This is a genomic window from Bartonella sp. W8151 (assembly GCF_016100385.1).
GTDB lineage: Bacteria > Pseudomonadota > Alphaproteobacteria > Rhizobiales > Rhizobiaceae > Bartonella > Bartonella apis.
Window position 1 is genome coordinate 313,961 of record NZ_JACFSO010000004.1, and the last position, 24,781, is coordinate 338,741.

18 protein-coding genes and 3 tRNA genes are annotated in these 24,781 nt (G+C 44.9%); 10 read left to right on the plus strand and 11 right to left on the minus strand.

Features of this window, described 5'->3' with window-relative positions:
* Positions 1–181: 181 nt before the first annotated feature.
* Complete coding sequence (locus tag H3V14_RS09275; protein ID WP_246785132.1) at positions 182–1,258, minus strand: hypothetical protein; 1,077 nt, start codon at positions 1,256–1,258, stop codon at positions 182–184.
* Between the two features lie 88 nt (positions 1,259–1,346).
* Complete coding sequence (locus H3V14_RS09280) at positions 1,347–1,676, minus strand: iron-sulfur cluster assembly accessory protein (protein ID WP_179057539.1); 330 nt, start codon at positions 1,674–1,676, stop codon at positions 1,347–1,349.
* Positions 1,677–1,769: 93 nt separating this feature from the next.
* Between H3V14_RS09280 and H3V14_RS09285 the strand changes: the two genes are divergently transcribed.
* The 4 genes from H3V14_RS09285 (at position 1,770) to H3V14_RS09300 (ending at position 10,508) form a co-directional block, all read left to right on the plus strand.
* Positions 1,770–2,972, plus strand: coding sequence for a deoxyguanosinetriphosphate triphosphohydrolase (locus tag H3V14_RS09285; RefSeq protein WP_198228153.1), 1,203 nt, complete (start codon positions 1,770–1,772; stop codon positions 2,970–2,972).
* A gap of 30 nt (positions 2,973–3,002) precedes the next feature.
* Positions 3,003–4,760: an arginine--tRNA ligase gene (gene argS / locus H3V14_RS09290; RefSeq protein ID WP_198228369.1), complete on the plus strand. Its 1,758-nt coding sequence runs from the start codon at positions 3,003–3,005 to the stop codon at positions 4,758–4,760.
* A gap of 164 nt (positions 4,761–4,924) precedes the next feature.
* A complete protein-coding gene (locus H3V14_RS09295) occupies positions 4,925–8,113 on the plus strand; it encodes an SPOR domain-containing protein (protein ID WP_198228155.1) in 3,189 nt (1,062 codons plus the stop codon).
* 1,285 nt (positions 8,114–9,398) lie between these two features.
* The gene (locus H3V14_RS09300; protein ID WP_198212645.1) at positions 9,399–10,508 is read left to right on the plus strand and encodes a branched-chain amino acid aminotransferase; all 1,110 of its coding nucleotides are present in this window, start codon (positions 9,399–9,401) and stop codon (positions 10,506–10,508) included.
* A gap of 679 nt (positions 10,509–11,187) precedes the next feature.
* Here the strand turns inward: H3V14_RS09300 and glpX are convergent.
* The 4 genes from glpX to H3V14_RS09320 all read right to left on the minus strand — a co-directional run bounded on the left by glpX (position 11,188) and on the right by H3V14_RS09320 (position 15,274).
* Positions 11,188–12,177, minus strand: a complete 990-nt coding sequence (gene glpX, locus H3V14_RS09305; protein ID WP_198223004.1) for a class II fructose-bisphosphatase — start codon at positions 12,175–12,177, stop codon at positions 11,188–11,190.
* 170 nt (positions 12,178–12,347) lie between these two features.
* Positions 12,348–13,664: a homoserine dehydrogenase gene (locus H3V14_RS09310; protein ID WP_075914488.1), complete on the minus strand. Its 1,317-nt coding sequence runs from the start codon at positions 13,662–13,664 to the stop codon at positions 12,348–12,350.
* Positions 13,665–13,667: 3 nt separating this feature from the next.
* Positions 13,668–14,861: an LL-diaminopimelate aminotransferase gene (locus H3V14_RS09315; RefSeq protein WP_075870614.1), complete on the minus strand. Its 1,194-nt coding sequence runs from the start codon at positions 14,859–14,861 to the stop codon at positions 13,668–13,670.
* Positions 14,862–14,926: 65 nt separating this feature from the next.
* Complete coding sequence (locus H3V14_RS09320) at positions 14,927–15,274, minus strand: hypothetical protein (protein WP_075870613.1); 348 nt, start codon at positions 15,272–15,274, stop codon at positions 14,927–14,929.
* 364 nt (positions 15,275–15,638) lie between these two features.
* Between H3V14_RS09320 and H3V14_RS09325 the strand changes: the two genes are divergently transcribed.
* Positions 15,639–16,907 carry a D-Ala-D-Ala carboxypeptidase family metallohydrolase gene (locus H3V14_RS09325; protein WP_246785134.1) on the plus strand — a complete coding sequence of 423 codons (1,269 nt, stop codon included), beginning with the start codon at positions 15,639–15,641 and terminating at the stop codon, positions 16,905–16,907.
* A 63-nt stretch (positions 16,908–16,970) separates the two neighbouring features.
* A tRNA-Glu gene (locus H3V14_RS09330) sits at positions 16,971–17,045 on the plus strand.
* A 907-nt stretch (positions 17,046–17,952) separates the two neighbouring features.
* Here the strand turns inward: H3V14_RS09330 and H3V14_RS09335 are convergent.
* The 3 genes from H3V14_RS09335 to H3V14_RS09345 form a co-directional block, all read right to left on the minus strand.
* Positions 17,953–18,029, minus strand: a tRNA-Arg gene (locus H3V14_RS09335).
* 28 nt (positions 18,030–18,057) lie between these two features.
* Positions 18,058–18,363, minus strand: coding sequence for an ETC complex I subunit (locus H3V14_RS09340; protein WP_075870876.1), 306 nt, complete (start codon positions 18,361–18,363; stop codon positions 18,058–18,060).
* 86 nt (positions 18,364–18,449) lie between these two features.
* Positions 18,450–18,526, minus strand: a tRNA-Pro gene (locus tag H3V14_RS09345).
* Positions 18,527–18,678: 152 nt separating this feature from the next.
* Between H3V14_RS09345 and H3V14_RS09350 the strand changes: the two genes are divergently transcribed.
* Complete coding sequence (locus tag H3V14_RS09350; protein WP_198228157.1) at positions 18,679–19,317, plus strand: SH3 domain-containing protein; 639 nt, start codon at positions 18,679–18,681, stop codon at positions 19,315–19,317.
* A 13-nt stretch (positions 19,318–19,330) separates the two neighbouring features.
* On the opposite strand, the gene H3V14_RS09355 is transcribed toward H3V14_RS09350, so the two are convergent.
* Both H3V14_RS09355 and H3V14_RS09360 read right to left on the minus strand, forming a co-directional pair.
* Positions 19,331–20,032, minus strand: coding sequence for a hypothetical protein (locus H3V14_RS09355; RefSeq protein ID WP_198228159.1), 702 nt, complete (start codon positions 20,030–20,032; stop codon positions 19,331–19,333).
* Positions 20,029–21,255: an AI-2E family transporter gene (locus H3V14_RS09360; protein ID WP_198228162.1), complete on the minus strand. Its 1,227-nt coding sequence runs from the start codon at positions 21,253–21,255 to the stop codon at positions 20,029–20,031. Before H3V14_RS09360 ends, H3V14_RS09355 begins: the two co-directional genes overlap by 4 nt.
* A 164-nt stretch (positions 21,256–21,419) precedes the next feature.
* Between H3V14_RS09360 and purM the strand changes: the two genes are divergently transcribed.
* The 3 genes from purM to H3V14_RS09375 all read left to right on the plus strand — a co-directional run bounded on the left by purM (position 21,420) and on the right by H3V14_RS09375 (position 24,675).
* Positions 21,420–22,493 carry a phosphoribosylformylglycinamidine cyclo-ligase gene (gene purM / locus H3V14_RS09365; RefSeq protein ID WP_198212631.1) on the plus strand — a complete coding sequence of 358 codons (1,074 nt, stop codon included), beginning with the start codon at positions 21,420–21,422 and terminating at the stop codon, positions 22,491–22,493.
* Positions 22,490–23,101 carry a phosphoribosylglycinamide formyltransferase gene (gene purN, locus H3V14_RS09370; protein WP_198228164.1) on the plus strand — a complete coding sequence of 204 codons (612 nt, stop codon included), beginning with the start codon at positions 22,490–22,492 and terminating at the stop codon, positions 23,099–23,101. The genes purM and purN overlap by 4 nt, the downstream gene beginning before the upstream one ends.
* A 422-nt stretch (positions 23,102–23,523) precedes the next feature.
* Complete coding sequence (locus tag H3V14_RS09375) at positions 23,524–24,675, plus strand: hypothetical protein (RefSeq protein ID WP_210326572.1); 1,152 nt, start codon at positions 23,524–23,526, stop codon at positions 24,673–24,675.
* Positions 24,676–24,781 lie beyond the last annotated feature (106 nt).

Genomic DNA, 24,781 nt, shown 5'->3' on the forward strand with positions numbered 1-24,781 from the left:
GTAAGTTCTATGCACTTTGCGCAGCTTGCCTAGAGCTTTCCTTGAGTGTCAGTCGGCAATCGCATTGTTTAGGGCTTCAACATGAAGCCATGACATCTATTAACAGCAACTTGATTGCTGATTCTAACCTCCCCCCATTGTGATGCTGTCCGGGGCTTTACGTCCGTCAATAAAAGAGCTTTCAATCCATTGAATCGTCAACCGGTGGAGCAGGTTGTGCGGTTGTAACGACATCGACATCTTCATCGCGTCCGGAAGTTACAGAAAATTCTTTCTGATAAATTTGATCTTTGTTCTTCGCGATTGCAATATAATCACCCTCGGCAAGGACAAGAGTGGCATAAGCGCCGACAGTTTCACGAATAATATCGCCGGAATCATTTGTTATTGACCAACTTGTGTCTGCCAGTGCTTCGCCCCCTTGCTGGCGAACAAGTTTCAAAGTGATAAGCGCAGCATGATGCTGCATTGTGGCTTCAGTAATTTTCCCGGCATCAACTCTGATATCAGAGCGCGAAATGGCGTTGGCAGATCCATAATTCGAGACGATATGATAGGTACCGGTTTTCAATCGTATGACTTCGCCTGCTTTTACGTCTGACAAAATCAACGCGGTATCGTCATTTTCACTATCATCCGAATATATCGAGAAGCGTAAATATTGCGGGTTAATTTTACCTTCCGGCATTGTCGCATTAAGTTTTAGACCACCTGCATCCAAAACCAGTGTTTCCGATAATTTTTGCTCGGCACGAACAGTTATCCGACGCATTACACTAGCATGGCCGAATGATAAATGGACGATATAACTCCCCGGATCGAGGACGAAATGGGCGCTGCCCCCTTCAGCGGAAGTAACAAGTGGCAATTTGTTATCAACCCCGTAGATCGGCTCATAAATACGCCAGATCAATCCACGCGAGATATCGGAACCTTTATCGGTCAAACGGGCGTTGAGAGTAAGCTCGGCCTTTTGCTGTGTGTTAACCGGTTGTTGTGCTTTCACCGGGTCAGTTGAAATGTTCGGCGTCTTATTCGTTGCCGGACTATGCACAGTTGTCGACGTATTTGCACCTTTAGGGTCGCTGCCCTGTTTTGGCTTATTATCCTGATCAGTCTGTTGCGGCGCTGCAAAATTCAATTCCGGTTTTTTGTCTTCGGCATTTGCATTAAAAACACTTAAGACGCCCCATAAAGCAAAAAAACTTGCCGGAACGACTATCCTTGCAGTGCATTTGAGGCGAGATTCAAGTGTCATCTGTTTTTCTGTCAGCGTTATAAAATGTTGGCGTTAACGGAGTTAAATCAAAAATCGGTGACAACCGCTTAATTTTCAAAAAATGCGACTAAATTGAAAAACTTGCACCACAGCCGCAGGACGAAACAGCATTGGGATTGTTGATTTTGAATGCCTGCCCCATAAGGTCGTCGACGAAATCTATTTCCGATCCATCCATAAAGGGTAGAGATACCGAATCTATCAATATTGTTGCTCCGTCTTTTGTGATTACCAGATCGTCATCTGCGGGAGGTTCGCTGACAAGATCATATTTGTAGGAAAAGCCGGAACACCCACCTCCTTCGACAGAAATGCGCAACGCGGTTTTGTCCGGTTCACCAGCCAAAATCCGCGCTATACGTTTAACCGCCGAATCGGTAACTTCAATACCCATAATCAACACTTCCTTGCATCAGACTGTTTTCGTAACACCGAATATCGGATAAAAGATACCCGTTTATGAATCTAGGTCTCGATTGGAAAACTTGCAATGGATATAAATGAGATAGGCTTCGGTTATCGCCCGCGTGCACCCTATGCGAGTGATCCCTCAAAAAGTCGTGGACGGCTTGTTGACGAACCGTCCAGTCCGACACGTACCGCATTCCAACGTGATCGCGACCGTATCATCCATTCGAACGCGTTCCGGCGGCTCAATCATAAAACGCAAGTTTTCATTGCTGACGAAGGTGATCTATATCGCACGCGTCTCACACATAGTCTTGAAGTGTCACAAATCGCTCGGGCGCTCGCGCGGGCATTGCGTCTCGACGAAGACCTTGCCGAAGCGATTGCGCTTGTTCACGACTTCGGACACACGCCATTCGGGCATGCCGGTGAAGACGCATTAAACGAAAAAATGAAGCCTTTTGGCGGTTTTGACCACAATGCCCAAGGCCTGCGCATTGTCACATCACTTGAACATCGCTATCCGCGTTTTGACGGACTGAACCTCACATGGGAAACTCTGGAGGGGCTTGCAAAACACAATGGCCCGCTTACAGGTCCTGCTGCCAAAAGCCCGATGATACCGGTTACTCTCATTGAATATAATAAACTTCAGAACCTTGAACTTGATAGGTTTGCCAGTCTTGAAGCGCAATGCGCAGCAATAGCAGATGATATTGCATATAACGCTCATGACATCGACGACGGTTTACGATCCGGCCTTCTTTCTTTGACGCAGTTTGAAAATGTTGAATTGACATCCAATATTCTTGGCAGCATCAAACGAGATTATCCCGATCTTGATAGAACACGTAGAGGCTACGAGCTTGTCCGTCGGCAAATAACCCTGATGGTTGAAGATGTCATCAACCATTCACTTGAACTCATCGACGAGCTTTCGCCTGTCAGCATCGACGATATTCATAATGCCGGTCACCAACTTGTCCGGTTTTCTCCTAAAATGGCAAAAGCCGAACGTGGGCTTAAACGCTTTTTGTATGATAATCTGTATCATCATGAATATGTTTGGAATCGTAGAAGCGAAGCGGAAAAAATTGTTTCCGAGTTGTTCGACTTTTATTATGAACACCCTGATGCAATGCCGGAAGAATGGTATAATACGACAATAAACTTGAATACCGATAAACGGGCACGAATAATTTCCGACTTCCTTTCAGGCATGACAGACAATTATGCGCTGCGCGAATATCGACGATTGTTTGACCGCACGACTCTTTTGTCCTAAACGAAGGTGAGAACAACACGGATTCCCATGATGAATATATTTAATGAATTCGAGCAAAAAATTAAAGAATTGCTTCAACATTCTGATATCAAAACCAAAGACGGTTCGCCTCTTGATTTGAGCCGAATGAGTATTGAAGCTCCGCGCGACCCTTCACATGGCGATCTTGCAACAAATGCTGCAATGGTTTTATCCAAATCGGTCGGCTGCAATCCACGAGCCTTGGCCGAAAAGATTGCTACTCTTCTTGAAACAGACAAAGATATCGAATCTGTCAATGTCGCTGGCCCAGGATTCATTAATTTGAGATTGACGGACGGATTTTGGCGAAACGTATTAAAAACCATTATTAAATCGGGTAGCAGTTTCGGTCGTTCGGAGCTTGGACTCGGAAAGAAAGTAAATGTTGAATATGTTTCTGCCAATCCGACCGGACCGATGCATGTCGGTCATTGTCGTGGAGCGGTTGTCGGTGATGTTCTCGCCAATCTTTTGTCATTCACCGGCCATGACGTTGTAAAAGAATATTATATCAATGATGCCGGCGGGCAGATTGATGTATTGGCAAAATCTGTTTTTCTACGCTATCGCGAAGCACTGGGAGAAAATATCGGTAAAATTCCCGAAGGCCTTTATCCTGGTGATTATCTTGTACCGGTTGGTGAAGCCCTAAAAAAAGAATTCGGTGACAAACTTCTCGCAATGTCCGAGGAAGAGAGGTTACCGCTTATAAAAGAACGTTCAGTTGATGCGATGATGCGGATGATCCGTGATGATCTTGCAGCACTTAACGTACATCACGACGTCTTTTTTTCAGAAAAAACCTTGCATGCCGATAACGCCAAGGCAATCCGCAGTACCATCAACGATCTTACTTTGAAGGGCTATGTGTATAAAGGCACACTACCACCCCCAAAGGGGCAAGCCTCAGAAGACTGGGAAGACCGGGAGCAGACATTGTTCCGCTCGACGGATGTTGGTGATGATCAGGATCGGCCACTTATTAAGTCTGACGGCTCTTACACCTATTTTGCAGCAGATGTCGCCTATTTCCGGAACAAGTTCGAACGTAGATTCAACGAAATGATTTATGTTCTAGGTGCCGACCATGGTGGTTATGTCAAACGTCTGCAAGCAGTCGCAAAAGCTATATCGGGTGGTAAAGCCAAGCTGACAGCGCTTCTTTGCCAATTGGTAAAATTGCTTCGCGATGGACAGCCAGTTGTCATGTCAAAAAGAGCTGGCTCTTTTGTTACGCTGCGCGACGTTGTCGATGAAGTGGGCAGAGATCCTGTCCGTTTCATGATGATTTACAGAAAAAGCGATGCGCCACTTGACTTTGATTTTGCAAAGGTAACAGAGCAATCAAAAGATAACCCCGTTTTTTATGTTCAATATGCTTGTGCGAGATGTCACTCGACGTTCAGAAAGGCAGAAGAACTTCTCAATCTCTCCAACTTTTCAAGAGAAGAACTTGTCTCGCACCTGGAAAAATTGACAGATGCGGGCGAAATTGCTCTCATAAAGAAGCTTGCCGAGTATCCTCGCGTTATTGAGCAAGCAACGCTCAATTATGAGCCACACCGGCTGGCATTTTATCTTTATGATTTGGCCTCTTTCTTCCATGGTCACTGGAATAAAGGGACAGAAAATGAAGATTTACGTTTTATCAAGCTTAACGATAGAGAATTGTCTTTAGCGAGACTAGGTTTGATTCAGGCCGTATCCGATGTTCTGTCATCTGCTTTGGGTATCATTGGCGTCGATGCTCCGGTAGAAATGCGCTGATAACGACGATGAAAAGATAAGCTTGCATAGCTTTGACTTGATTGGCGTTATCTAGTATATATATGATATTAAAGCAGAATTTCGGATTGTTAGGGTGAATCCGCTTGATGTCCGGCAGAATGCAATAAATAACAGATTGCGTAACCGACTATGTGGGAAAAACTATGACCGATAATGATCGCAATGCTTCTCGTCCCGAGAGACCGGCCACGAAAGATCAAGATCCACTTCTTGAGCTTACGCGCCTGTTCAATCTGGATTTTAATGCGAACGGCAATAGCTCCGCCCGTCAACCGGATACAAGCGCAAATTTGACACCCCGCCCCCAAGTTGGAAATCAAAATGATGTCGATCTGCCTTTTCTTGAAGATCATCCGCAAGGTACCGGCTCTTTAGACAATGTTCGCCAGACGGGTAACGAAAACGCTTCCGGGAATGCTGACCTCGATTTTTTGCCGCAAGATGACAATCTTGGCAATGGGCAACAGCAACATGAGCCCGACCTACCTTTTAACGAGCTTTACGACACGCCGTCATTTACGCCGCAGGCGCGTGCTCCCGGTACACCGATCGAGCCGCCAGCCGGGTTTTCTGGGGCCGAGTTTGATACATTACCTGATTTGCCTATTGGCGATGAACCTTCGGCGCCCACTTATACGACCGGACAGAATTATAACAATCAAACACAAAATCCGCCTGCATCCGGAAATTTCGGTTTTTCTCAGGAACAGACGCAACATACGCCGACAAATACAAATAATTTAAATAATACAAGAGGCATCGACAACGCGTCGTTTGTAAGTCCGGAAAATATTGCGCAACTGGATAATCCGCAGAATTTCGCTCCTCAGCCTCTACAGGAAACGTCACAAAACACGAATTCCTATCAAACAACGTCTGAAAATGGCCGAATTCCCCCCTTGAATCAAGCGCAGAACCGTCAGGATCCTGTTTTTGATGAAATGAGTTTTGATAAAGAGCTCGAGAATCTGCTCGTCAACGATCCTCTGCCCGCATTTAACGAACCAAACCAGCCACAACAATTGAATGATGGGGCCCAGCCACAAGCACCTCAAATAAATAATAACTACAATTTTGCTTCTCCGGCGCAAAATGACTCGAGTGGTTCAACCTCGCAGCTGGGCCAACCTTCTGGTGGTAGCGAAAATTTCAACAGACACGGTACAGAAACAAATTCCGGTGTGGAAAACAATGCGGAATTTTCACCGGCTCAGTGGAATGGAGCCAGTCCGTCTAGTACTTCTCCCGAAAATTATTATGCTGGAAATGCAGCAAAGACGACGGCTCCGTTACCCTATACGCCACCACAGAATAGTCAGAATTCGCCCGAAAATGATTTCTTGAATGGTGATGACCCATTCGGTTTTGATGATGTTTTTTCGGACAATCAACATCAAAATCCGCCGGTAGCGCAGACTAATTCGGGTTCAAACACGACACAACAACCGGTCGCACAAAGTAGCGATCCATTCGGTCTGGAAGACCTTTCAACTGACGAAAATATTATCGTCAATCCTCCAGTAGAACAAAACCAATTTCAGGATACATCAGCTGACTCCGACCAATCTTATCCGGAAGCAGCTGAAACTGTGAACGAACAACCACCTCTACCTCCAATACCGCCGGAACCAGAGCCGGAATTTAGAGAGCATTCGGAACCACAGCAGCAATATGCACCACGTTCCGGAAATCAAAATGCAGATCAATCACCACAAAATCATGGTGATTATCCTGCCCAACCTGTCGAACAGAATTACAATCCTGAAGAGCATGTTGCTTTCGCTCATGAAGAGCAAACTGCCGCAGAAAATTATCCTGCCAATACGCAACAGACGGCAAAGAATCTTGACGAAAATAACGCCAACCTTCCGCCGGATGTCGATACATATAAATTTGCCGACGAAATCGTTGAGCAAACAGAACCGGTAGATGTACCTGAAATACCCTATCCGGCTGAAGAAAACGCCCCACAGAGCGACGCATTAGAAAACGAGTTTGCCGATGTTTTCAGCGTTGGTAACAAGCAGGAAACACCGAACACTCCAAAAGAGCAGGATGATTTCTTTGCTGAAGCTTATGCACAGTCCGGTTATAATCAGAAGCAAAATCAATTTGAACAAAATCCTGACGTCCCGCAGGGGCAATATGGCCTCCAAAATAGCGGCAATGTTTACGCGGAAGACAATCCGGCTTATTCGGAAAATGAACAGACGCTGATTGGAACAAATGCACCGTTTGCAGAGATGCAAAATCAACCTCGCCCAAAATCCTTGGCGAAAAAACTGACTGTTGGCGGCGTTGCTTTATTCATCCTTCTCGGCGGCGGTTATGCTGCTATGAAATATTTTCTGCCATCTCAAGGAGATGGCGCATCAACTGTCATTCATGCCGACAATGCGCCTTATAAAGTGCAGGCTGAACAAACGAACACCAATAATGAAAGCCAAAACAATCAGGACGTGTATAATCAGGCTAATGGAGAGACTGACGATAAAGGTAATCAGGAAAAGCTCGTCGATCATTCGGAAACTCCGGAAGATCTGACGGCTTTAAATGACGCTGCTTCTTACGCGGATTCGTCGAACGTCGAGGATGCGATCGCTGCAGCATCAAATCAAAGTGTGCCGACAAGAGAAGTCCAATCCGTCGTCGTTAATCCGGATGGAACAATATCGCCAACTACCAATTCAGCCCCTTCACAGGTCGAAGCGAGTGGAAATAATGCCGAAAAGTCTCAAAGTGACAATCTGGCAAATGTTCAAAACGGTTCAAAGCAATCGCAATCCAATGCGAAAGCATCATCCGAACCTGAAATGTCCGAAACTGATTCTGAACTGACAAAAATTATCAATGACGACGCCCAATCGAATAAAGACACCGACAATGGCACTTCAAAAGATTTGAGCAGCTCACAAAATAAATTGAGTGGTATTAATACAGTATCGTCCCCTAAGCCCCAACAACAAGCGCAACCTGTTGAAACGGCAGAACAGACAACACAAAAGCCGGCAGCGCTTCCTAATACTGCCTCAACCCCGTTGACCAAGGTTGAACCGAAGGCTGCTCCCATAACAACAAGTGTCGGAGCAGGCGGTTACTATGTACAAATAGCTTCCCAGCCGACGCAAGAATCGGCGACTGCGTCGATGAATAAAGCAAAAAGTCTGTTTGGTTCACTCATCGGTTCATTGCCGTTAAGCATCCAACCCGCTTCCATTCCGGGTAAAGGGACATATTATCGCGTTAGGGTACAAGTCGGCCCGCGTGATAATGCTGTCAGCCTCTGCGAAAAGATAAAGAGCCAGAATGGAAGCTGTTTCGTTGGTAAATAGAACTCAATCCGACCGTTTTTGGTAGTTAATGAACTTTCGGGAAGGGTTTTGGGGGCTTTAGGGAATTAGGTAAATTTATCAATCTGTCCTGATATGCCTTTTTCCTAAGCAGATCTGATAAGACTTCGACCGTCCAGCACAACCGGAACTCGTTTTGACTTAACCATTTGCTTATTTCGAAAGCCAATCAGCCTATTAAGAGCAAGCTACAGAGGCGAGGAGAAAACCAATAAGACATTTCTAGAGCTTGGTAACGCCCTAACCCTGATCAATTTGTAAAAAATATGAGCTACGGTTGATAAAATATGTGGCTTTCCACATCGATCACTCAGATTTTCTCATGTTGATTGTGCCTTCGGCTTAAGGCAATAGCCAACAATTTCAATGTCCAACTCGTTCAAATTTTGCGCCTATTCGGCGGCAATTGATAGAACATTAGTTGACAATCGTTTATTGCCACAATCGCGATCGATATTTAATGTTTATTCCGTCGATTTCACTGTTATTCTGATAAATAGTCCTTCAAATTTTGTCACTATAAATTTGCAACCAGATTAATTTACAACCAGTTGGTCATCATCGCTGGACGCCGCCAAAACCAGTCAATTTTTGCGTTCCCGAAGCGCCAAGATGGAGCTAACAGCAAACGTGATGTAATCAATGCGTGTCGGTGTTCATTTTTCTTTTGCTCCCTACTCTATCGCACTTCTACCTAATGCTATCTTCGTTGCTATTTACAATTAAAATCGTGCGAAGAATGGTCTTAAGGTCCCTATTTTTAGCCGACATATCGCAGATATTGAAGTTCAATCAGGTGAATATGTTATCGTTAACAAATTGACATAAACGTTATTGTTAGTATCGTCCATGTAAATAAGGCCGATACTGCAAACACAACAAATGCTTCGAATATTGCACGATTAAAAAGTGGAATCATGAAGGCTCGAAAGGCTCCGATAAGTCTATTCTTATGCATAAATAGCTACTCTCTCTTTAATTTTTTTACTAGAAAATACTTAGTCACGCTGGAAAACCGTATTTTATTTTCTCACCCCATTTTCCTGAATGCTTGAAACTTTGTTATGTTCCGTCACTAGTAGTGGATAACTATTGGTCGCAAACGAACGAAAAATTTTCACAATCTTGTTGTTCTGGTTCTCCATAGTTCTAAAATCATTGACATTAACCGCAAACAAACTCTAATGTTCACGCCTTATTGCTTTACCGATGCAGATCATTGGCAAATGAGTAATAAGATGAAGATACATTTCAAAAGGTTATTGTCATGACAGGTTCCAGTACTGTTCTTCCATTTAAGATAGAAAAAAACACAAATCCCGTTAGCGCCGAGAAGCGCACGGAACTATTGAAGAATCCTGGATTTGGTCGCGTGTTCAGCGACCACATGGCAGTGGTGCAGTGGACTGCTGGTAAAGGTTGGCATGATGCGGTTATAACTGCGCGCAAACCTTTTCAGATTGATCCAGCAAGTGCTATTCTTCATTACGGTCAAGAAATCTTCGAGGGGCTGAAGGCCTATCGTGCGCATGATGGCCGTATTCTTCTTTTCCGTCCTGAAGCAAACGCGGAAAGATTCCACAATTCGGCAATACGTCTTGCAATGCCGCCAATCGGTAAGGATGTATTTCTTGCAGCGATCAACGAACTTGTAAAAATTGACCGTAATTGGATTCCGGAAGCTCCAGATTCCAGTTTGTATTTGCGTCCATTCATGTTTGCCAACGAGGCATTTTTAGGCGTCCATCCGGCGAAAGAGTATATCTTTAGCGTTATCGCCTCACCGGTTGGTTCCTATTTCAAGAGTGGATCAACCAAGCCGGTTAGCGTTTGGCTCGATACAGAATTCAGCCGTGCTGGTCCCGGAGGTACCGGTGAAGCCAAATGCGGTGGTAACTATGCTTCAAGCTTGTTGGCACAAATCAACGCCGAGAAAAACGGCTGCGATCAGGTTCTTTTCCTTGACGTTGTTGAACGTAAATGGATTGAAGAACTTGGCGGCATGAATGTTTGCTTTGTTATGGATGATAATCGCCTGATCACTCCGAAGCTTGACGGAACAATCCTTCATGGCGTTACCAGAATGTCTATTCTGCAACTTGCAAAAGACAATGGCATGAAAGTTGAAGAACGCAGCTATTCTTTTGACGAGCTGAAAAAAGACGCAAAAAGTGGACACCTCAAAGAAGTATTTGCCTGCGGCACTGCCGCGGTTATCACACCAATTGGTGTGTTCAAATATAAGGGTGGTGAAACAGTTATCGGAAATGGTAATGGTGGGGAGATTACCCAGCATCTTCGCGATCAACTCATCCATATTCAAAAGGGTGAAGCCAAAGATCCTTATGGTTGGGTCAAAACTGTAAAAGTTGACTAATTCTCCTATCAAATTAAAGTGCAGCTCAAATGAGCTGCACTTTTCCTGCTTTATGAGTTATTTCTCTCGTGTAATAGCGACATCAAGTATAGATTGAATATTCTATTCTGAATAAAAATCTTATTGTCGATCTAAAATCCTGATATTCTTTTCATAAACAATAATTCAATACTTATTCGTGCTTATCTACCGCAAATGAATCGATAATTCGATCATTGATGAAAGCATCTTTATTACGAATGTCTAATTTTGCCGCTCTATCGGAAAATCGTTAGCCGAAAAAATATTTTTTATTTCGCCTTGATCAATGTCAGGCCGTATTAAATTACCTTTCCAATTAATGGATGTTCTATATTTTAACATTAATCGTCATATTTCACTATTACGTAACAATATTTACTTCCATTTTTATACGTCATTACTTGTCAATATACTCGCTTCTTTGAGGAAGCTATGTTTTTAGCTGCCAGACAGTCCAACACTATAATCGTTATGCTCCACGCGCATTGTCAAGTTTCTTAAAATCAACACTTCTCTTCTTGAAAAAATGACAAAGAGCGGGACTATTCGCTTAGTCCAGATAATCCATATGAAAAAAGGCGTGTTTCATGAGAGAAAACGCGCCTTCCGAATAATGTCGGGTTTTATATTAGCAGTACAGCTGCTTTGCCCACTCAATTCAGTTGAATTTTGTCATATCTTGATGGCGAGCAATAATATTGCGAATTGTTCCGCTGTGTGAACGCATGACAATTGTGTCTGTCTGGATATAATTTTTCGCGAATTTCACACCCGAAAGCAGATTGCCATCCGTGACACCGGTCGCAGCAAAAAGTACGTCGCCCTTTGCCATTTCTTCCATAGTGTAAACTTTGTTCGGATCCTTGACGCCCATTTTGGCTGCACGTTCGATTTTTTCTTTTGTGTTCAACTGTAAACGACCCTGCATCTGCCCACCGATGCAACGAAGTGCAGCTGCGGCGAGAACACCCTCCGGAGCGCCACCAATTCCCATATAAATATCAATACCGGTTTCATCCGGGTCTGTCGTGTGAATAATACCGGCAACATCTCCATCACCTATCAACCGTATCGACGCACCGGTCGTACGAACTGCCTCGATAAGCTTGGCATGGCGTGGTCTGTCCATGATGCAGACAGTAATCATATTCGGTTTTACGCCCTTTGCTTTGGCAAGCGCGTTGATATTGTCTACAGGACTGGCATCTATATCGACAACACCGTTTGGATAACCGGGCCCGATTGCAAGTTTTTCCATATAAACGTCCGGTGCATAAAGCAAATTACCTTTTTCTGCCATAGCTATAACAGCCAACGAATTCGGTAAATTTTTGGCACAAATGGTGGTGCCCTCCAATGGATCAAGTGCAATATCGACCGCCGGTCCCTCTTTGGTACCTACTTTTTCACCGATATACAGCATCGGAGCTTCGTCGCGTTCACCTTCACCAATCACAACCGTGCCGTCAATGGGCAGACGATTCAATTCCTTGCGCATTGCATCAACGGCCGCTTGGTCAGCTGCCTTTTCATCTCCACGTCCCCTTATCCGTGCTGCGGCGACTGCCGCACGCTCGGTTACGCGAACGAGCTCAAGTGTTAAAATACGATTGAGTCCATGTAATGTATGGTCAGCCGAGTTCGACATATGATTGATCCCATCGGATAATTGTTGAAGAAAAACCGACGTTGTTTACAACGTTATACTAAAGCTTTTGGCAAAGACTTCTGCGCACTGCAAGAGGGAACACGATCAATTCGTGAATTATTATTGAAACATAAGTGATAGAGTATCCATCAATTTTGAAAAACTTATTTTCAATTTGGACGTTCAATCCGGATCATTTGCGGTTTATCCACGAGATGTCCATCCTCCATAATCGACATCAACGCTTTTCTCACAGACGATTCCGTCGTTTCGTGAGTAACAAGGACAATATTTTTGGTATTTGGCTGGATATTTTCCGCTAATGGGCGCTGAACAATCGATTCAAGAGAGATCGAATTTTCAGCCATTCGTTTGGCAACGCTTGCAAAAACTCCAATTTTATCATCAACAGTCAAACGAATAAAATATCCGCCTGCATGAGCTCGCATACGCGCTCTTTTATACGGCGAAAGAGCCTGCGCAGGCGTCCCGAAAACCGGACCATGTTGAAAACCGGGGTGCGATTTTGCAATATCGGCTATATCACCGATGACTGCCGAAGCGGTCGCATTACCACCAGCACCTGGTCCCGAAAGCAACAATTCTCCCAGAAGATCGGTCTGGATGGAAACCGCATTTGTGACACCTTGAACCTGCGCAATAACCGTCGATGTTGGAACCATAGTCGGGTGAACACGCTGTTCAATACCGGTATCGGTTTTTACAGCAACTCCCAATAATTTTATCCGGTAGCCAAGTTCATCCGCTGCATGAATATCCGCAAGCGAAATGTTGCTGATTCCTTCTACGTAGATATCATCAACTGATATCACACATCCGAATGCAAGACTTGTAAGAAGCGCAAGTTTATGGGCCGTGTCATATCCTTCAATGTCAAATGTTGGGTCTGCCTCTGCATAGCCCAGTTTCTGTGCTTCCTTAAGACACTCCTCAAAAGAAATGCCTTCCGAAAGCATACGAGTCAGAATGTAGTTACACGTACCGTTCAGAATTCCGTAAACTCTCGAAACGCTGTTTCCCGACAACGACTCACGCATTGCCTTGATGACAGGAATGCCGCCGGCCACAGCCGCTTCGAAATTTAATAGAACACCCTTTTTTTCGGCAATTTTGGCAAGAGCTACACCATGGCGCGCCAGAAGAGCTTTATTTGCTGTAACAACATGATGACCATGCTTAAGCGCCTCCTCGACACAAAAACGTGCTATCCCCTCTTCTCCACCAATAAGCTCGACAAAAACATCAATTTCTTTACTGGCAGCAAGCACCAACGGGTCATCGACCCATTCTATACCTTGAAGGTCGATGCCTCGCTCGCGTGTCTTGTCTCGTGCACTGACACAAACGACATCAATAGGTCTGCCGCATTGCTTAGTCAGCAAATCCCTTTTTTCTTTCAATACCCGGACAACAGAACTTCCGACTGTCCCCAGTCCGACTATGCCGATTCTCAGCGCATTTACCATTGATCAGGCTGCCTTGTTTTTTTCTTCCGAGAAAAACCGTTTGATGTTGCGTGCAGCTTGTCTCAAACGATGTTCATTTTCAACAAGGGCAATACGTACGTGATCATCACCCTGTTCACCAAAACCGATACCGGGCGAAACCGCGACATCAGCTTTCTCGATAAGCAGCTTCGAGAAAGCGAGAGAACCAAGATGCCTATACTGTTCCGGAATGGGCGCCCACGCAAACATTGTGGCTTCTGGAGAAGGTATATCCCAACCGGCACGATGGAAACTTTCTACCATAACATCGCGACGCTTTTTATAGACCGAGCGCACATAGGCAATATCGGAACCATCGCCATTCAAGGCATAAGCGGCAGCAACCTGAATTGGAGTAAATGCACCATAATCAAGATATGATTTGACGCGCGTCAAAGCGGCAATAAGCCGCTCGTTACCAACGGCGAACCCCATACGCCAACCCGGCATAGAAAATGTTTTTGACATTGAAGTAAATTCGACAGCAACGTCAATCGCACCCGGAACCTGCAAAACTGACGGTGGCTCTTTATCACCAAAATAAATTTCCGCATAAGCGAGGTCAGACAGCAGGATAATGTCATTCTTTTTAGCAAAATCGACGACTTCCTTATAAAAGTCGAGATCCGCAACATAGGCAGTAGGATTCGAAGGGTAATTCAATATAACTGCAATCGGCTTCGGTATTGAATGTTTGACAGCGCGGTCAAGAGCCTGCAACAATTCCTCTCCCGGATACGCAGGCATAGAGCGAATAACCCCGCCCGACATGATAAACCCGAAAGAATGGATCGGATAAGTGGGATTCGGGCATAAAACAACATCACCGGGAGCAGTGATTGCCTGTGCCATGTTAGCGAAGCCCTCTTTTGACCCCAACGTGGCAATCACCTGCGTATCAGGATTGAGTTTCACGCCGAAACGGCGTTCGTAATATTTTGCCTGCGCACGTCTTAGCCCGGGTATTCCGCGCGAAGCCGAATAACGGTGGGTTCTTGGATCCTGAACGACTTCACAAAGTTTATCGACAATGTTTTGGGGCGTGGGCAGATCTGGATTTCCCATCCCGAGATCAATAATATCGGCTCCCTTCGCTCGCGCCGCTGCCTTCAGGCGATTAACCTGTTCAAATACATAGGGCGGCAAACGACGAATTTTATGGAATTCTTCCGACATTTTATAATCCGGTTCTAAAAGTTAATGTTAAAGTTGAAGTTTGAAGACAAGCGACATTTCTGTGATTAATCCTGTTTGCCGCTCTGTTCAATTTGGCGGACGGTTTCTTCCGCTTCGCGACGGGCATCATCCTTGGCTTTGGCCAATTTGGACGCGCTGTTGGCAGAAGGACCAGGCACTTTTTTCAAAGCCGTAGCCTCTGAATCAAGTTTGTTGGTCAGAGATTGTTTTTCAGCTTCGGAAAACTGTACAGTAGCCGCTCTGGGTTTATTGGAAAAACGGGGATAAACTTCCTCGTGAGATGCTCCCGCCTGTTCCGGCGCGGTAAATTCGGCTCCACGGGCGCAGCCCATTAAAACGACCGCAACCATCGTTAGAACAATACCTGGCGTCTTTTTGAACGGCATCTTCATCTTATTTCTATATTCCCATCGCTATAATAAAAGTACTCTTTATCATGAGATATTCACAAAGCCAACGTCAAGAGATGTTGGATGACATTCATGCCAATTTGTTGTTTTGTCGTAATTGTGTGGTTAAAGTGTCATATATTACAATTGTGAATCGAAACTTGATAAACATTTTTCATCTTTAAAATAAATTAGACGCATTCGATTGCCATACGATGCTTCGAGTTTAATTTTAACTATTACGCTGAAGTGCATTAAGCATTGGGGCACAACAAGAGGTTGCCGATTGTTAACTTGTAGCCACATTTTCCGTAAGACGAAAAAACAGCATCGGCTTGTTGGCAGTCATTTATTTCGTTCAGGCGTGTTGCTATCATTAATAGTCGCATTTACGGCATGTACGTCCAGTAATGGTGGCCTCGGAACATTGGAGAAGCCGACAAATAGCGCCGAAATGCAGGCTCCGGACGGCAATCCACTGCCAGAAAACGTGGGTGGAGGCGGCGCCAATTCCACCGATCCAAATTCTATCAATCCAAACCGGCAGACTTCAAACATCCCCCTTCCGTCGGCACATTCCGGTGACCGGCCAAACAAAGTGCCATTGCCAACGCCTTTGCCTTTACAGGAAAAACAGCAATCGAATGCGCAACAGTTGTCTGCATCTGGCAATAAACAGGTAGCATTTCAGGCAGCATCCCAATCTGAAGCGAATGCCCAATCCCCAGAAGCTCCGCAAGCAACCACAACAGAAGAACAAAAGCCGAAAAAAACGGCTCTGTTTTCTTTCGGACGGAAAAAAGAACAATTGGCTCAGCCGGTAAATGCGCCTCGCAGCAATGATATTGCGCCGGCGCAAACAGTATCGACAGATAATAGCACACCCTCTTCGGCCACTTCGACTGTTGCTCCGCTACAGAATACGATAGCTACCCCTCCAAAACCGACGAGTGACAAAAACAGTCAAGCTACTACCGAACCCCCTGCTCCGGCACCGGAACACGACGCAACAAGCCAGAAAAAGGGCGGATTGATGCGTCTATTCGGACATTCGGATGATAAGAAGGGAAACAAGCCCGTCGACAACGAGACAAAAACCGCGCTTGTGCCTTTACCGAAAAAAGATCCGCACGAATATAACGATGTTCTACCGGGTGTGCGTCCGAATGGCGGAATTGTTATCAAACATCGTACGAGTCTTTATGACGATACCGATATTGATGCGAATGAAATTGATTCGCCCTCGCTTTATACCCTTGCATCGGTCAGTATGTATGGTCGTTCGCTTCCGAATGGACTAAAAGTGGCACGTAAAGACGTCGAAGTATCGTGCCTGAGACCCCAGCTTGTCGCTATTTTGAAAACGATTGAACGTCGATTTAATAAGCCGGTTATTATCACTTCGGGATATCGTAGCCCCGCCTATAATCAGAAGGTCAACGGCGCAAAGCGATCGATGCACATGTCCTGTGCTGCCGCAGATATACAGGTTCCCGACACAAACAAATGGGATGTTGCAAAATTTGTCCGCGCTTTACCTAATCGCGGTGGTGTTGGAACATATTGCCATCAATCAATTCACGTCGATGTAGGACCAAAACGTGATTGGAATTGGAGTTGTTCAGCAAAAAATTAAAAAAAATTGCAAACAGGGCTTGCGATTAAAAAATATCCTCTCTATAAGCCGTCTCACCGACACGCGCCCATCGTCTAGTGGTTAGGACGCCGCCCTTTCACGGCGGAAACAGGGGTTCAAATCCCCTTGGGCGTACCACTTCTCCTGTGAGTATAAAATTCGAGATAATTGCCAACCACTTTGGTCATTGACCATTAGGTTAGTGATTTCTAACGTCTTCCGGTAGTCCTCGCCGAAATTACACGTGCTTTTGAAAGCACGTTATCCTGTGGTCCGAGCTTTAGCGTTTCAGCAATCGGTTGTTCTGACAGGAAGAAAAATAACTTTTCACCGCGCCCATGATTCGTAGCCACCGAATATATTCGTAACAGTCTGAAGTATTCTTGCGTTGGACAGAATTCCAAGAATCAGCTTTGCTCAACGTTTTTTGCTGCCCCATTAAATTGAAGAGTTCGACATATGCGAAAAGGCCTTGTCCTCGAACTTCGGGGGAAGATTGAGTTTTAATTAAAAAAGTTGGTCACTTTTCAAGAGTGAAAAATCCAATCAACTTTTAATGTCACCGCTGTTTTGAAGGTAGAATTGAAAGCTATTCGTCACGAAAAGCTTGCGTCAAAAATCATTTTAAAACGAGATTAACATTCAAAAGGCACACGTCAAACAATTGAACGACAATAATCAGGCGAACTTCCAAAAGGACATCGAAACGCTCTTTTTAGCAGCAAATATTACCAACTTTTTTCTGGCTCATGCCGGAACACCACATCTGGAGAAATATCGATTTTACACTGACACCTTGTCACGGTGTCGCGAGTTAATTTCACGCTTAAAACGAAAAATTAGTTTTTATGGCAACGATTTTAGACAACGGACAGCCTGAAATTATTATTCCAAAGAGAAGTTCACGGGAATTTGCCGGACTTTCATCGCTACAATTCAGTTTTATTACGGTGAAAAATTGCAAATTTCCGGTTTGTCACAATAACAGTCTAACGCTCTGATAAGACAAAGTTATTAGATACCACCAATTTTCCAGAAAAAGTTATGGCGATCCCGACAGGATTCGAACCTGTGACCCACGGCTTAGAAGGCCGTTGCTCTATCCAGCTGAGCTACGGGACCAAAAAAATATTTGAGAAAATGAATAGCCTCAATGTGTCCAAGGAACCTGACGATCACTCCGGAAATTATCGGAATATGCAACCCGCTTGCGCGTGACAGCATGTGGCTCTTCCAATCGGTAAGCGATTCCGTTTTTTGTTGCGTACGAAATTGCTTCCTCTTGCGTGTCAAACGTCAACCTGATTTGGCTTTTCATATCGGCCGATGATGTATACCCCATAAGCGGATCAATCATTTTAGCTTCATTAGGTTCATATTGGAGAACCCAAAAGCCGGTATTCGCTTTTCCGGATTGCATGGCTGTTTTAGCCGGACTGAAAATTCGTGCTACCATGATTTTTTCCCTTCGGATCATGCTGTGGCCAAATTATAAACTGTTACGACCACTTTGTCGCATCATCTTTTTGTCAAATCAAGTTATGGTCGGAGCGATAGGATTCGAACCTACGACCCCCTGATCCCAAATCAGGTGCGCTACCAAGCTGCGCTACGCTCCGACATTGTCACGTTCGACGCTCATTCCCTAAATTTTTCCACGGTGAAGTGCAAGCTCAAATCGTATTTTTTGCGGTTTATCCTGCAATTTTTTTAGCCGATAACTTTTCAAAAACAATTTCGTGCCAAAATTTGCCAAGTGAAAGGACTGATTATGGCGGTGAAACGGACAAAGCCAAATAAAAATCGGCAACGCACGACGAAAAAAAAACGTTCGTCGGTACTGAGCTATTTTTTGCTCGGCGGGTTAACCCTCTTAGGTGGTGCCGGTTGGTACCATAACACATATGAAGTCAAATCGGCCGGAGAGCAGAAAACTGCTACCAGAGAAGCAATAAGCCCTACTCCCAATCAAAAACCGTCTATCGTCTCTGCTTCATCCCATGACATTGCTCTACAGCCAGCGCAGAAAATACCCACTCCTGTCACGTCGGTTCCTGTGCAACCAAAGATAGCGTTGGTCGTTCCAAAAATGGCACCGTCACCGGTTCCCTACAAACCCGATACCACATTACCTCCGAAAGCCCGTTTTGCTGCCAACAATGCAGCCAACGTCATATACGCAAAAAATGCCACAACAATTTATGCAAATGCTGATTCGCAATCTAAAATTGTTGCTACTGTAAAAGCCGGTCAAGAAATGCGTTCCTACGAACATCAGGGTTCATGGCATCGGGTGGTCGTACCAACAACAGACATTATCGGCTGGGCAAATGAAGCAAGCCTCAGCACAAAGTCGCCCGCCATTTCGAATTTGATCGACAGAGCTTTGACAGGTTCAATAAACCGTTAGAAACATTGCGAAACTAGAGTGCGTTTGATTCGCCGCGAACTGCCAAAGCTTCCGACACAAGAGCTTTGGTGATTTTACTTTTTCTTTGCAAGGCCAAACGGTCGATTTGATCAACAGTTTTTCCCAACGCAAAAAGTGACCGCTCCGACCGGCTTACTAAAAACTCCACAACCGAAGGATCGACTGTTATTTGTCGATCGGAAAACAATTTGAAAGCGACCGCATTAAGCAATTCGTCGTCGGGCTGTTCAAGTGTTGCCAACGTTACGGATCTTAACCGGCTTGCAAGATCATCAAGCTTTACATTCCAATTCGACGGCCCCTTGCGAGCAGTTATCAGTAATGTGGTTTTCGGATTTATAACGTGGCTTTCTTTGACCGAATTGATTAGGTGGAAAAAGACAACCTCATTGAGATCAACACCATCCATATCCTCGACAAGAACCGGAATGCCTTTTTCTATAAAGGTGATAGCTTGATCAAGCTGGTCGGGCTCAATTTTTTGTGCTTTTGAAATATCTGCCCAAACAGTTGCAAAATGTGTTTTACCAGACCCATCCGGCCCGACAAGTAATGCGACAGGCATTGGCCAATTCGGCCAGCGTTCTATCAGTTCGTAAGCGGATTTGTTGCTTTTTGTTACAACCAGATCATCGGAATAAAAATCAGTTGGATGTGAAAGCGAGAGCGGCAATTGCTCTAACCTTTTATTCATTCCTTTTCTCCGACATGGTCGCTTGAAGAACTGCCGCTCGGTGAATAAAGCGGCGACTCAAGATAAGTATGGAGAGCAAACCGTACAAGAACCCCGACTGCTGCAGCCGCGGGAACTGCAATGAGCATGCCGGTAAAACCGAAAAGTGAGCCAAAGGCGAAAAGTGCGAACATTAGCCAAACCGGATGGAGGCCGACAGATTGACCGACCAGTTTTGGCTGTAAAACATAACCTTCTAGGAATTGTCCGACAAAAAATACACCCATAACAACGACAATCCGTTCCCAATTTTCCGGATAAAATTGTACCCAAGCGACACCAACCGAAAGAACAAATCCGGTCATGGAGCCAGCATATGGGATGAAGCTTATAAAGCCTACGAACAGCCCGATCAATAAACCGAAATTCAAACCTGAAATTGTAAGTCCGGCTGCGTAGTAAACACCAAGTGCGAGGCAAACAGATGTCTGCCCACGAATAAATCCCGCGACGGCCCTATCCATTTCGTGAAAAATGCCGCGGACAGTTTCTAAATGGTTACGAGGTATCCACGAATCAATCGTCTTGATCATGCGTTCCCAGTCAAGAAGCATATAAAATGCAACGACGGGGGCCACGACAAAAAGACTTACCAGATTTACCAGTGATTTTCCTGAATCCAATACGGAATTCAAGACCGACTTTATGAGATCCGAACTTTGCCCCAACATGGTCTGAATATTCGCCTGAATTTCGGAGGCGTCGCTCCCGATATATTGTTTGATCCATTCGAAACTGTGATTGGTAAAGAAAGCCTGTATACGATTGACATAAACCGGTAAGCCTTCACGGATAAATTGTTGCAATTGTGAAGTTATAACAGGAATAAGAATTGTTAAGGCAATAACGAGGACAAGAACGATAGCAATCGTAATAAGAACCGTCCCCCACATACGCGAAATTCCTATCCTTTCAAGCAATTCGACGATCGGGTTAAGAAAATAGGCGAGCACAATTCCGGCCACAAAAGGCAGCAGAATCGAACTGAAAACAAACATAAAAATAACGAAAAAAAGAAGTGTCAAAAGCCAGAATATAGCTTGCTTTTTAACATTTCCGCGAAAAGCGATGTTGGCATAAGCGGGGATATAAACGGTTTTCTTGTCCCGTTTGAATCTCAAACCTCTTTTGACATTTTTCGTCGATTGCCCCTTCGTTGGGTTATCAAAATCCGTATCGCTCATGGACGTCCACTGAATTTGTTGTTTTTAAAGGATATGCAGCTTCGTATAATAACGTCAAGAAACAATCGTTTATATCTTTTTTAAACGCCTGATAAAACTTGCGGGGCACGCATGAACGTGGCATTGGTCACACGTGTTCAAGAGCGTAATTAAGGACAAATCCGATGGGCGACACACATCACCTTCAAAACAACCTGACTTATGCAGATGCAGGTGTTAATATTGATGCTGGAAATCTGATGGTCGAAAAAATCAAGCCGATTGTTAAGACGACGCAGCGCGCCGGTTCGGATACCGAACTCGGAGGTTTTGGCGGTTTGTTTGACCTCAAGGCCGCAGGTTTCAAAGATCCTGTGCTGGTTGCTGCCAATGATGGTGTCGGAACGAAATTGAAAATCGCCATTGATGCCGGCATACATGATACTGTCGGGATTGATCTTGTTGCTATGTGCGTCAATGATCTCGTCGTTCAAGGTGCCGAACCACTTTTCTTCCTCGATTATTTTGCGACCGGAAAACTACAGCCCGACGAAGGAGCAGCCATTGTCTCGGGTATTGCCGAAGGATGCAGGCAAGCCGGTGCAGCACTGATAGGTGGCGAAACAGCCGAAATGCCCGGTATGTATAAAAACGGCGATTATGATTTGGCCGGCTTTGCTGTTGGCGCAGCTGAACGTGGAACGCTTCTTCCATCCGATAATATAAATGAAGGCGACGTCATATTGGGTCTCACGTCCACAGGACTTCATTCAAACGGATTTTCGCTTGTCCGGCGGATCGTTGAAAAAAGCGGTCTTGATCTCAAGTCTCCGGCACCATTTGATAAAAAGGTCTCGCTTGGCGAAGCTCTCTTAACGCCAACAAGAATTTACGTCCGATCACTTCTTGCAGTTTTAAAAAAATATCGCGGTATCAAGGCTCTTGCACATATCACAGGTGGTGGTTTTCCGGAAAATATCCCGCGGGTTTTGCCCAAAACTCTTGCCGCAGAGTTGAACCTTTCTTCCATCCACGTACCGCCGGTATTTTCATGGCTTGCAGAACAAGGCAATATTGCCGAGCATGAAATGTTGCGCACATATAATTGCGGTATCGGAATGGTTGTCGTCGTCGAGGCAAAAAACGCTGCCGATATTTCTACCGCGCTTGAACAACAAGGGGAAAAGGTTACGAAACTCGGGTCAATCGCATCCCGGACAGATAAAGGCGTAATCTATAAGGGACATCTCGACTTATGAAAAAAAAAGTAGTCATTCTCATCTCGGGCAGCGGTACAAATATGGTGTCGCTCGTTGAAGCAACAAGAACAAATGACTTTCCGGCAGAAGTCGTTGCAGTCATAAGCGACAATAAAGATGCAAAAGGTATTGAAAAGGCCCGCATATTGGGCCTGTCTACCTACATTATCGAGCGCAAAAATTTTACCGATAAGCAAACCTTCGAGACCGCACTTCTTGATCGGATCAATGCTTGCCAACCGGACATTGTTTGCCTTGCGGGCTTTATGCGGTTAATTTCCCAACGCATCATTGCTCCTTATGAGGGACGAATACTCAACATTCATCCTGCCCTTCTTCCTCTTTTTAGAGGATTACATACCCATCAACGTGCTCTTGATGCCGGCGTAAAAATAACCGGTTGCACTGTTCATCTGGTAACCGAAGGGATGGATGAGGGAACTATATTGGGGCAGGCCGCTGTTCCTGTATTGGAAAATGACACAGCCGACCGTCTTGCTGCACGGGTTCTCAAAGTCGAACACAAGCTTTATCCTGCAACACTCCGTGCGTTCATCGAAAAACCGCATAAGGGCGTAAATGCTGACCAGCAAATCATTTCATATTGAAATATAATAGTTTAAGGTCTTCCCGAATTTACAACAAGGCAGATTGGAAACTGATCAGAAAAAATCGAGTGTCATTTCTATCCCGAAAGATAAAAGCCCTCGGAAAATAATCAATAATAGTTGCAACTACAAATAGTTGCAGCCTGTTATCTTTCCAATTCTATAAGTCAATTATACCATACCGATTTTTAAACGCACGATCATCGCCAAACGAGAAAACCGGCCGAATTCGGATGTCCTGATTGGGTAGTTAGCAAGATTGAAGAGAGAACGTCACTTCCGGCAGGTGTGCTTTACCTCTTTACAACTTGTCAACCAATTAACCACATAATAGCTGATGGAGCTTTTCACAGGATCGAGCTATTGTGTTAAAAATAAAGACCATTTTTTTAATCAGCTGCTGTGCATTTATAGGCGGATGCATGTCGGATTCACTTCAATCCCTGCAATGGTCTTCATCAAAGCCATCAAGTGAGACAACCTCCAGTATCAGGCCGGCAAGCCCTTTAAAAACGGCTGGTAATAGCGACTACGACGCTTGGCGAACAGCTTACAACGCCTACAACAAACAGGCATCCGTTTATTGGGAAGAGATCAGCGCAAAGCGTAAATTACGTAATGAAAAACGCGCGCGTGGGCAAACTGTGGAACTGACAGATTACGTTTTGACACAACCCCCACTTTATAATGGGCCTGCTAAGCCTTCGTCCGGTAGTTCGACCGGCTCTCGTCGCTCTATACCGGGTGTCGAGGATTTTGTAGCAGCTTCAAAACGTGTGTACGGCTTCCAACCTGAACGCCCATCCAACGAAAGTGAATTCATGCGCACCTATGTCAATGCTGCTCGTGAAATAGGCCTCAATCGCGAACAACTTGTATCTATCTATGCATTTGAAACCGGTGGAGATGGTACCCATGATCTCCAGTCGGGAATGACTAAGGGAAAAGCAAACGCCCGACCGGCATCGACTGCCATCGGATACAACCAGCTTGTTGCCACTGCGAGTGTAAGCCTGATGTGGGAATATGGCAGCGATATAGCCAAAGAATTGCGTCAAAAAGCTCAAATAGCATCAGGGTCAGAAAAAACTAAACTACTTGAAAAAGCCGCTGTTGTAGACCGTATGACGGCTAAAGCAAGAACCGTACCTCACAATTGGGGAGCACAAAGCGAACTTGCAAAGACCGATGCAGGCCTTGGAATGCATGCTATGACCATGGATAAAGACGTGGGGCCGCTTTTGCAGATTCACAAATTGAGAACATCAATAACTTTTTTACGTAGAAAAGGTGTCACCCGTCCACTTTCGGGCGCAGAGCTCGAAATGCTAAACCTCACCGGAGACGGCAATGGCTACGACATGGTAACAATGCCTCAACAATACCGGAACAAGGTTCCTACGGCCAATTTCTTCTTGCGCCCCGGGTATGAAAGAAATCCTGTTGCCATTCGTAATAATACCGTTGCTTCTCTGCTTGATGCGACCGAAAATAAAATGCAGGCAAATATGCAAAAAGATGGTGCGCAAATGCTCGACCGGATTTTCCAGTCAACTGCACTTGCAAGCAACTAAATTGCGACATAACGGATTCAAAAATATACGCATCTCATTGATTGGATGCATAAAAAAGGCGGTTTAAGGCCGCCTTCCAAATGTCAACAGATTGTTTTTTACCGTT

Coding starts and splice junctions, on each gene's coding strand:
- H3V14_RS09275 (WP_246785132.1), bottom strand. CDS start 1,258: ATGACACTTGAATCTCGCCTCAAATGCACTGCAAGGATAGTCGTTCCG.
- H3V14_RS09285 (WP_198228153.1), top strand. CDS start 1,770: ATGGATATAAATGAGATAGGCTTCGGTTATCGCCCGCGTGCACCCTAT.
- argS (WP_198228369.1), top strand. CDS start 3,003: ATGAATATATTTAATGAATTCGAGCAAAAAATTAAAGAATTGCTTCAA.
- H3V14_RS09295 (WP_198228155.1), top strand. CDS start 4,925: ATGACCGATAATGATCGCAATGCTTCTCGTCCCGAGAGACCGGCCACG.
- H3V14_RS09300 (WP_198212645.1), top strand. CDS start 9,399: ATGACAGGTTCCAGTACTGTTCTTCCATTTAAGATAGAAAAAAACACA.
- glpX (WP_198223004.1), bottom strand. CDS start 12,177: ATGTCGAACTCGGCTGACCATACATTACATGGACTCAATCGTATTTTA.
- H3V14_RS09310 (WP_075914488.1), bottom strand. CDS start 13,664: ATGGTAAATGCGCTGAGAATCGGCATAGTCGGACTGGGGACAGTCGGA.
- H3V14_RS09315 (WP_075870614.1), bottom strand. CDS start 14,861: ATGTCGGAAGAATTCCATAAAATTCGTCGTTTGCCGCCCTATGTATTT.
- H3V14_RS09320 (WP_075870613.1), bottom strand. CDS start 15,274: ATGAAGATGCCGTTCAAAAAGACGCCAGGTATTGTTCTAACGATGGTT.
- H3V14_RS09340 (WP_075870876.1), bottom strand. CDS start 18,363: ATGGTAGCACGAATTTTCAGTCCGGCTAAAACAGCCATGCAATCCGGA.
- H3V14_RS09350 (WP_198228157.1), top strand. CDS start 18,679: ATGGCGGTGAAACGGACAAAGCCAAATAAAAATCGGCAACGCACGACG.
- H3V14_RS09355 (WP_198228159.1), bottom strand. CDS start 20,032: ATGAATAAAAGGTTAGAGCAATTGCCGCTCTCGCTTTCACATCCAACT.
- H3V14_RS09360 (WP_198228162.1), bottom strand. CDS start 21,255: ATGAGCGATACGGATTTTGATAACCCAACGAAGGGGCAATCGACGAAA.
- purM (WP_198212631.1), top strand. CDS start 21,420: ATGGGCGACACACATCACCTTCAAAACAACCTGACTTATGCAGATGCA.
- purN (WP_198228164.1), top strand. CDS start 22,490: ATGAAAAAAAAAGTAGTCATTCTCATCTCGGGCAGCGGTACAAATATG.
- H3V14_RS09375 (WP_210326572.1), top strand. CDS start 23,524: ATGTCGGATTCACTTCAATCCCTGCAATGGTCTTCATCAAAGCCATCA.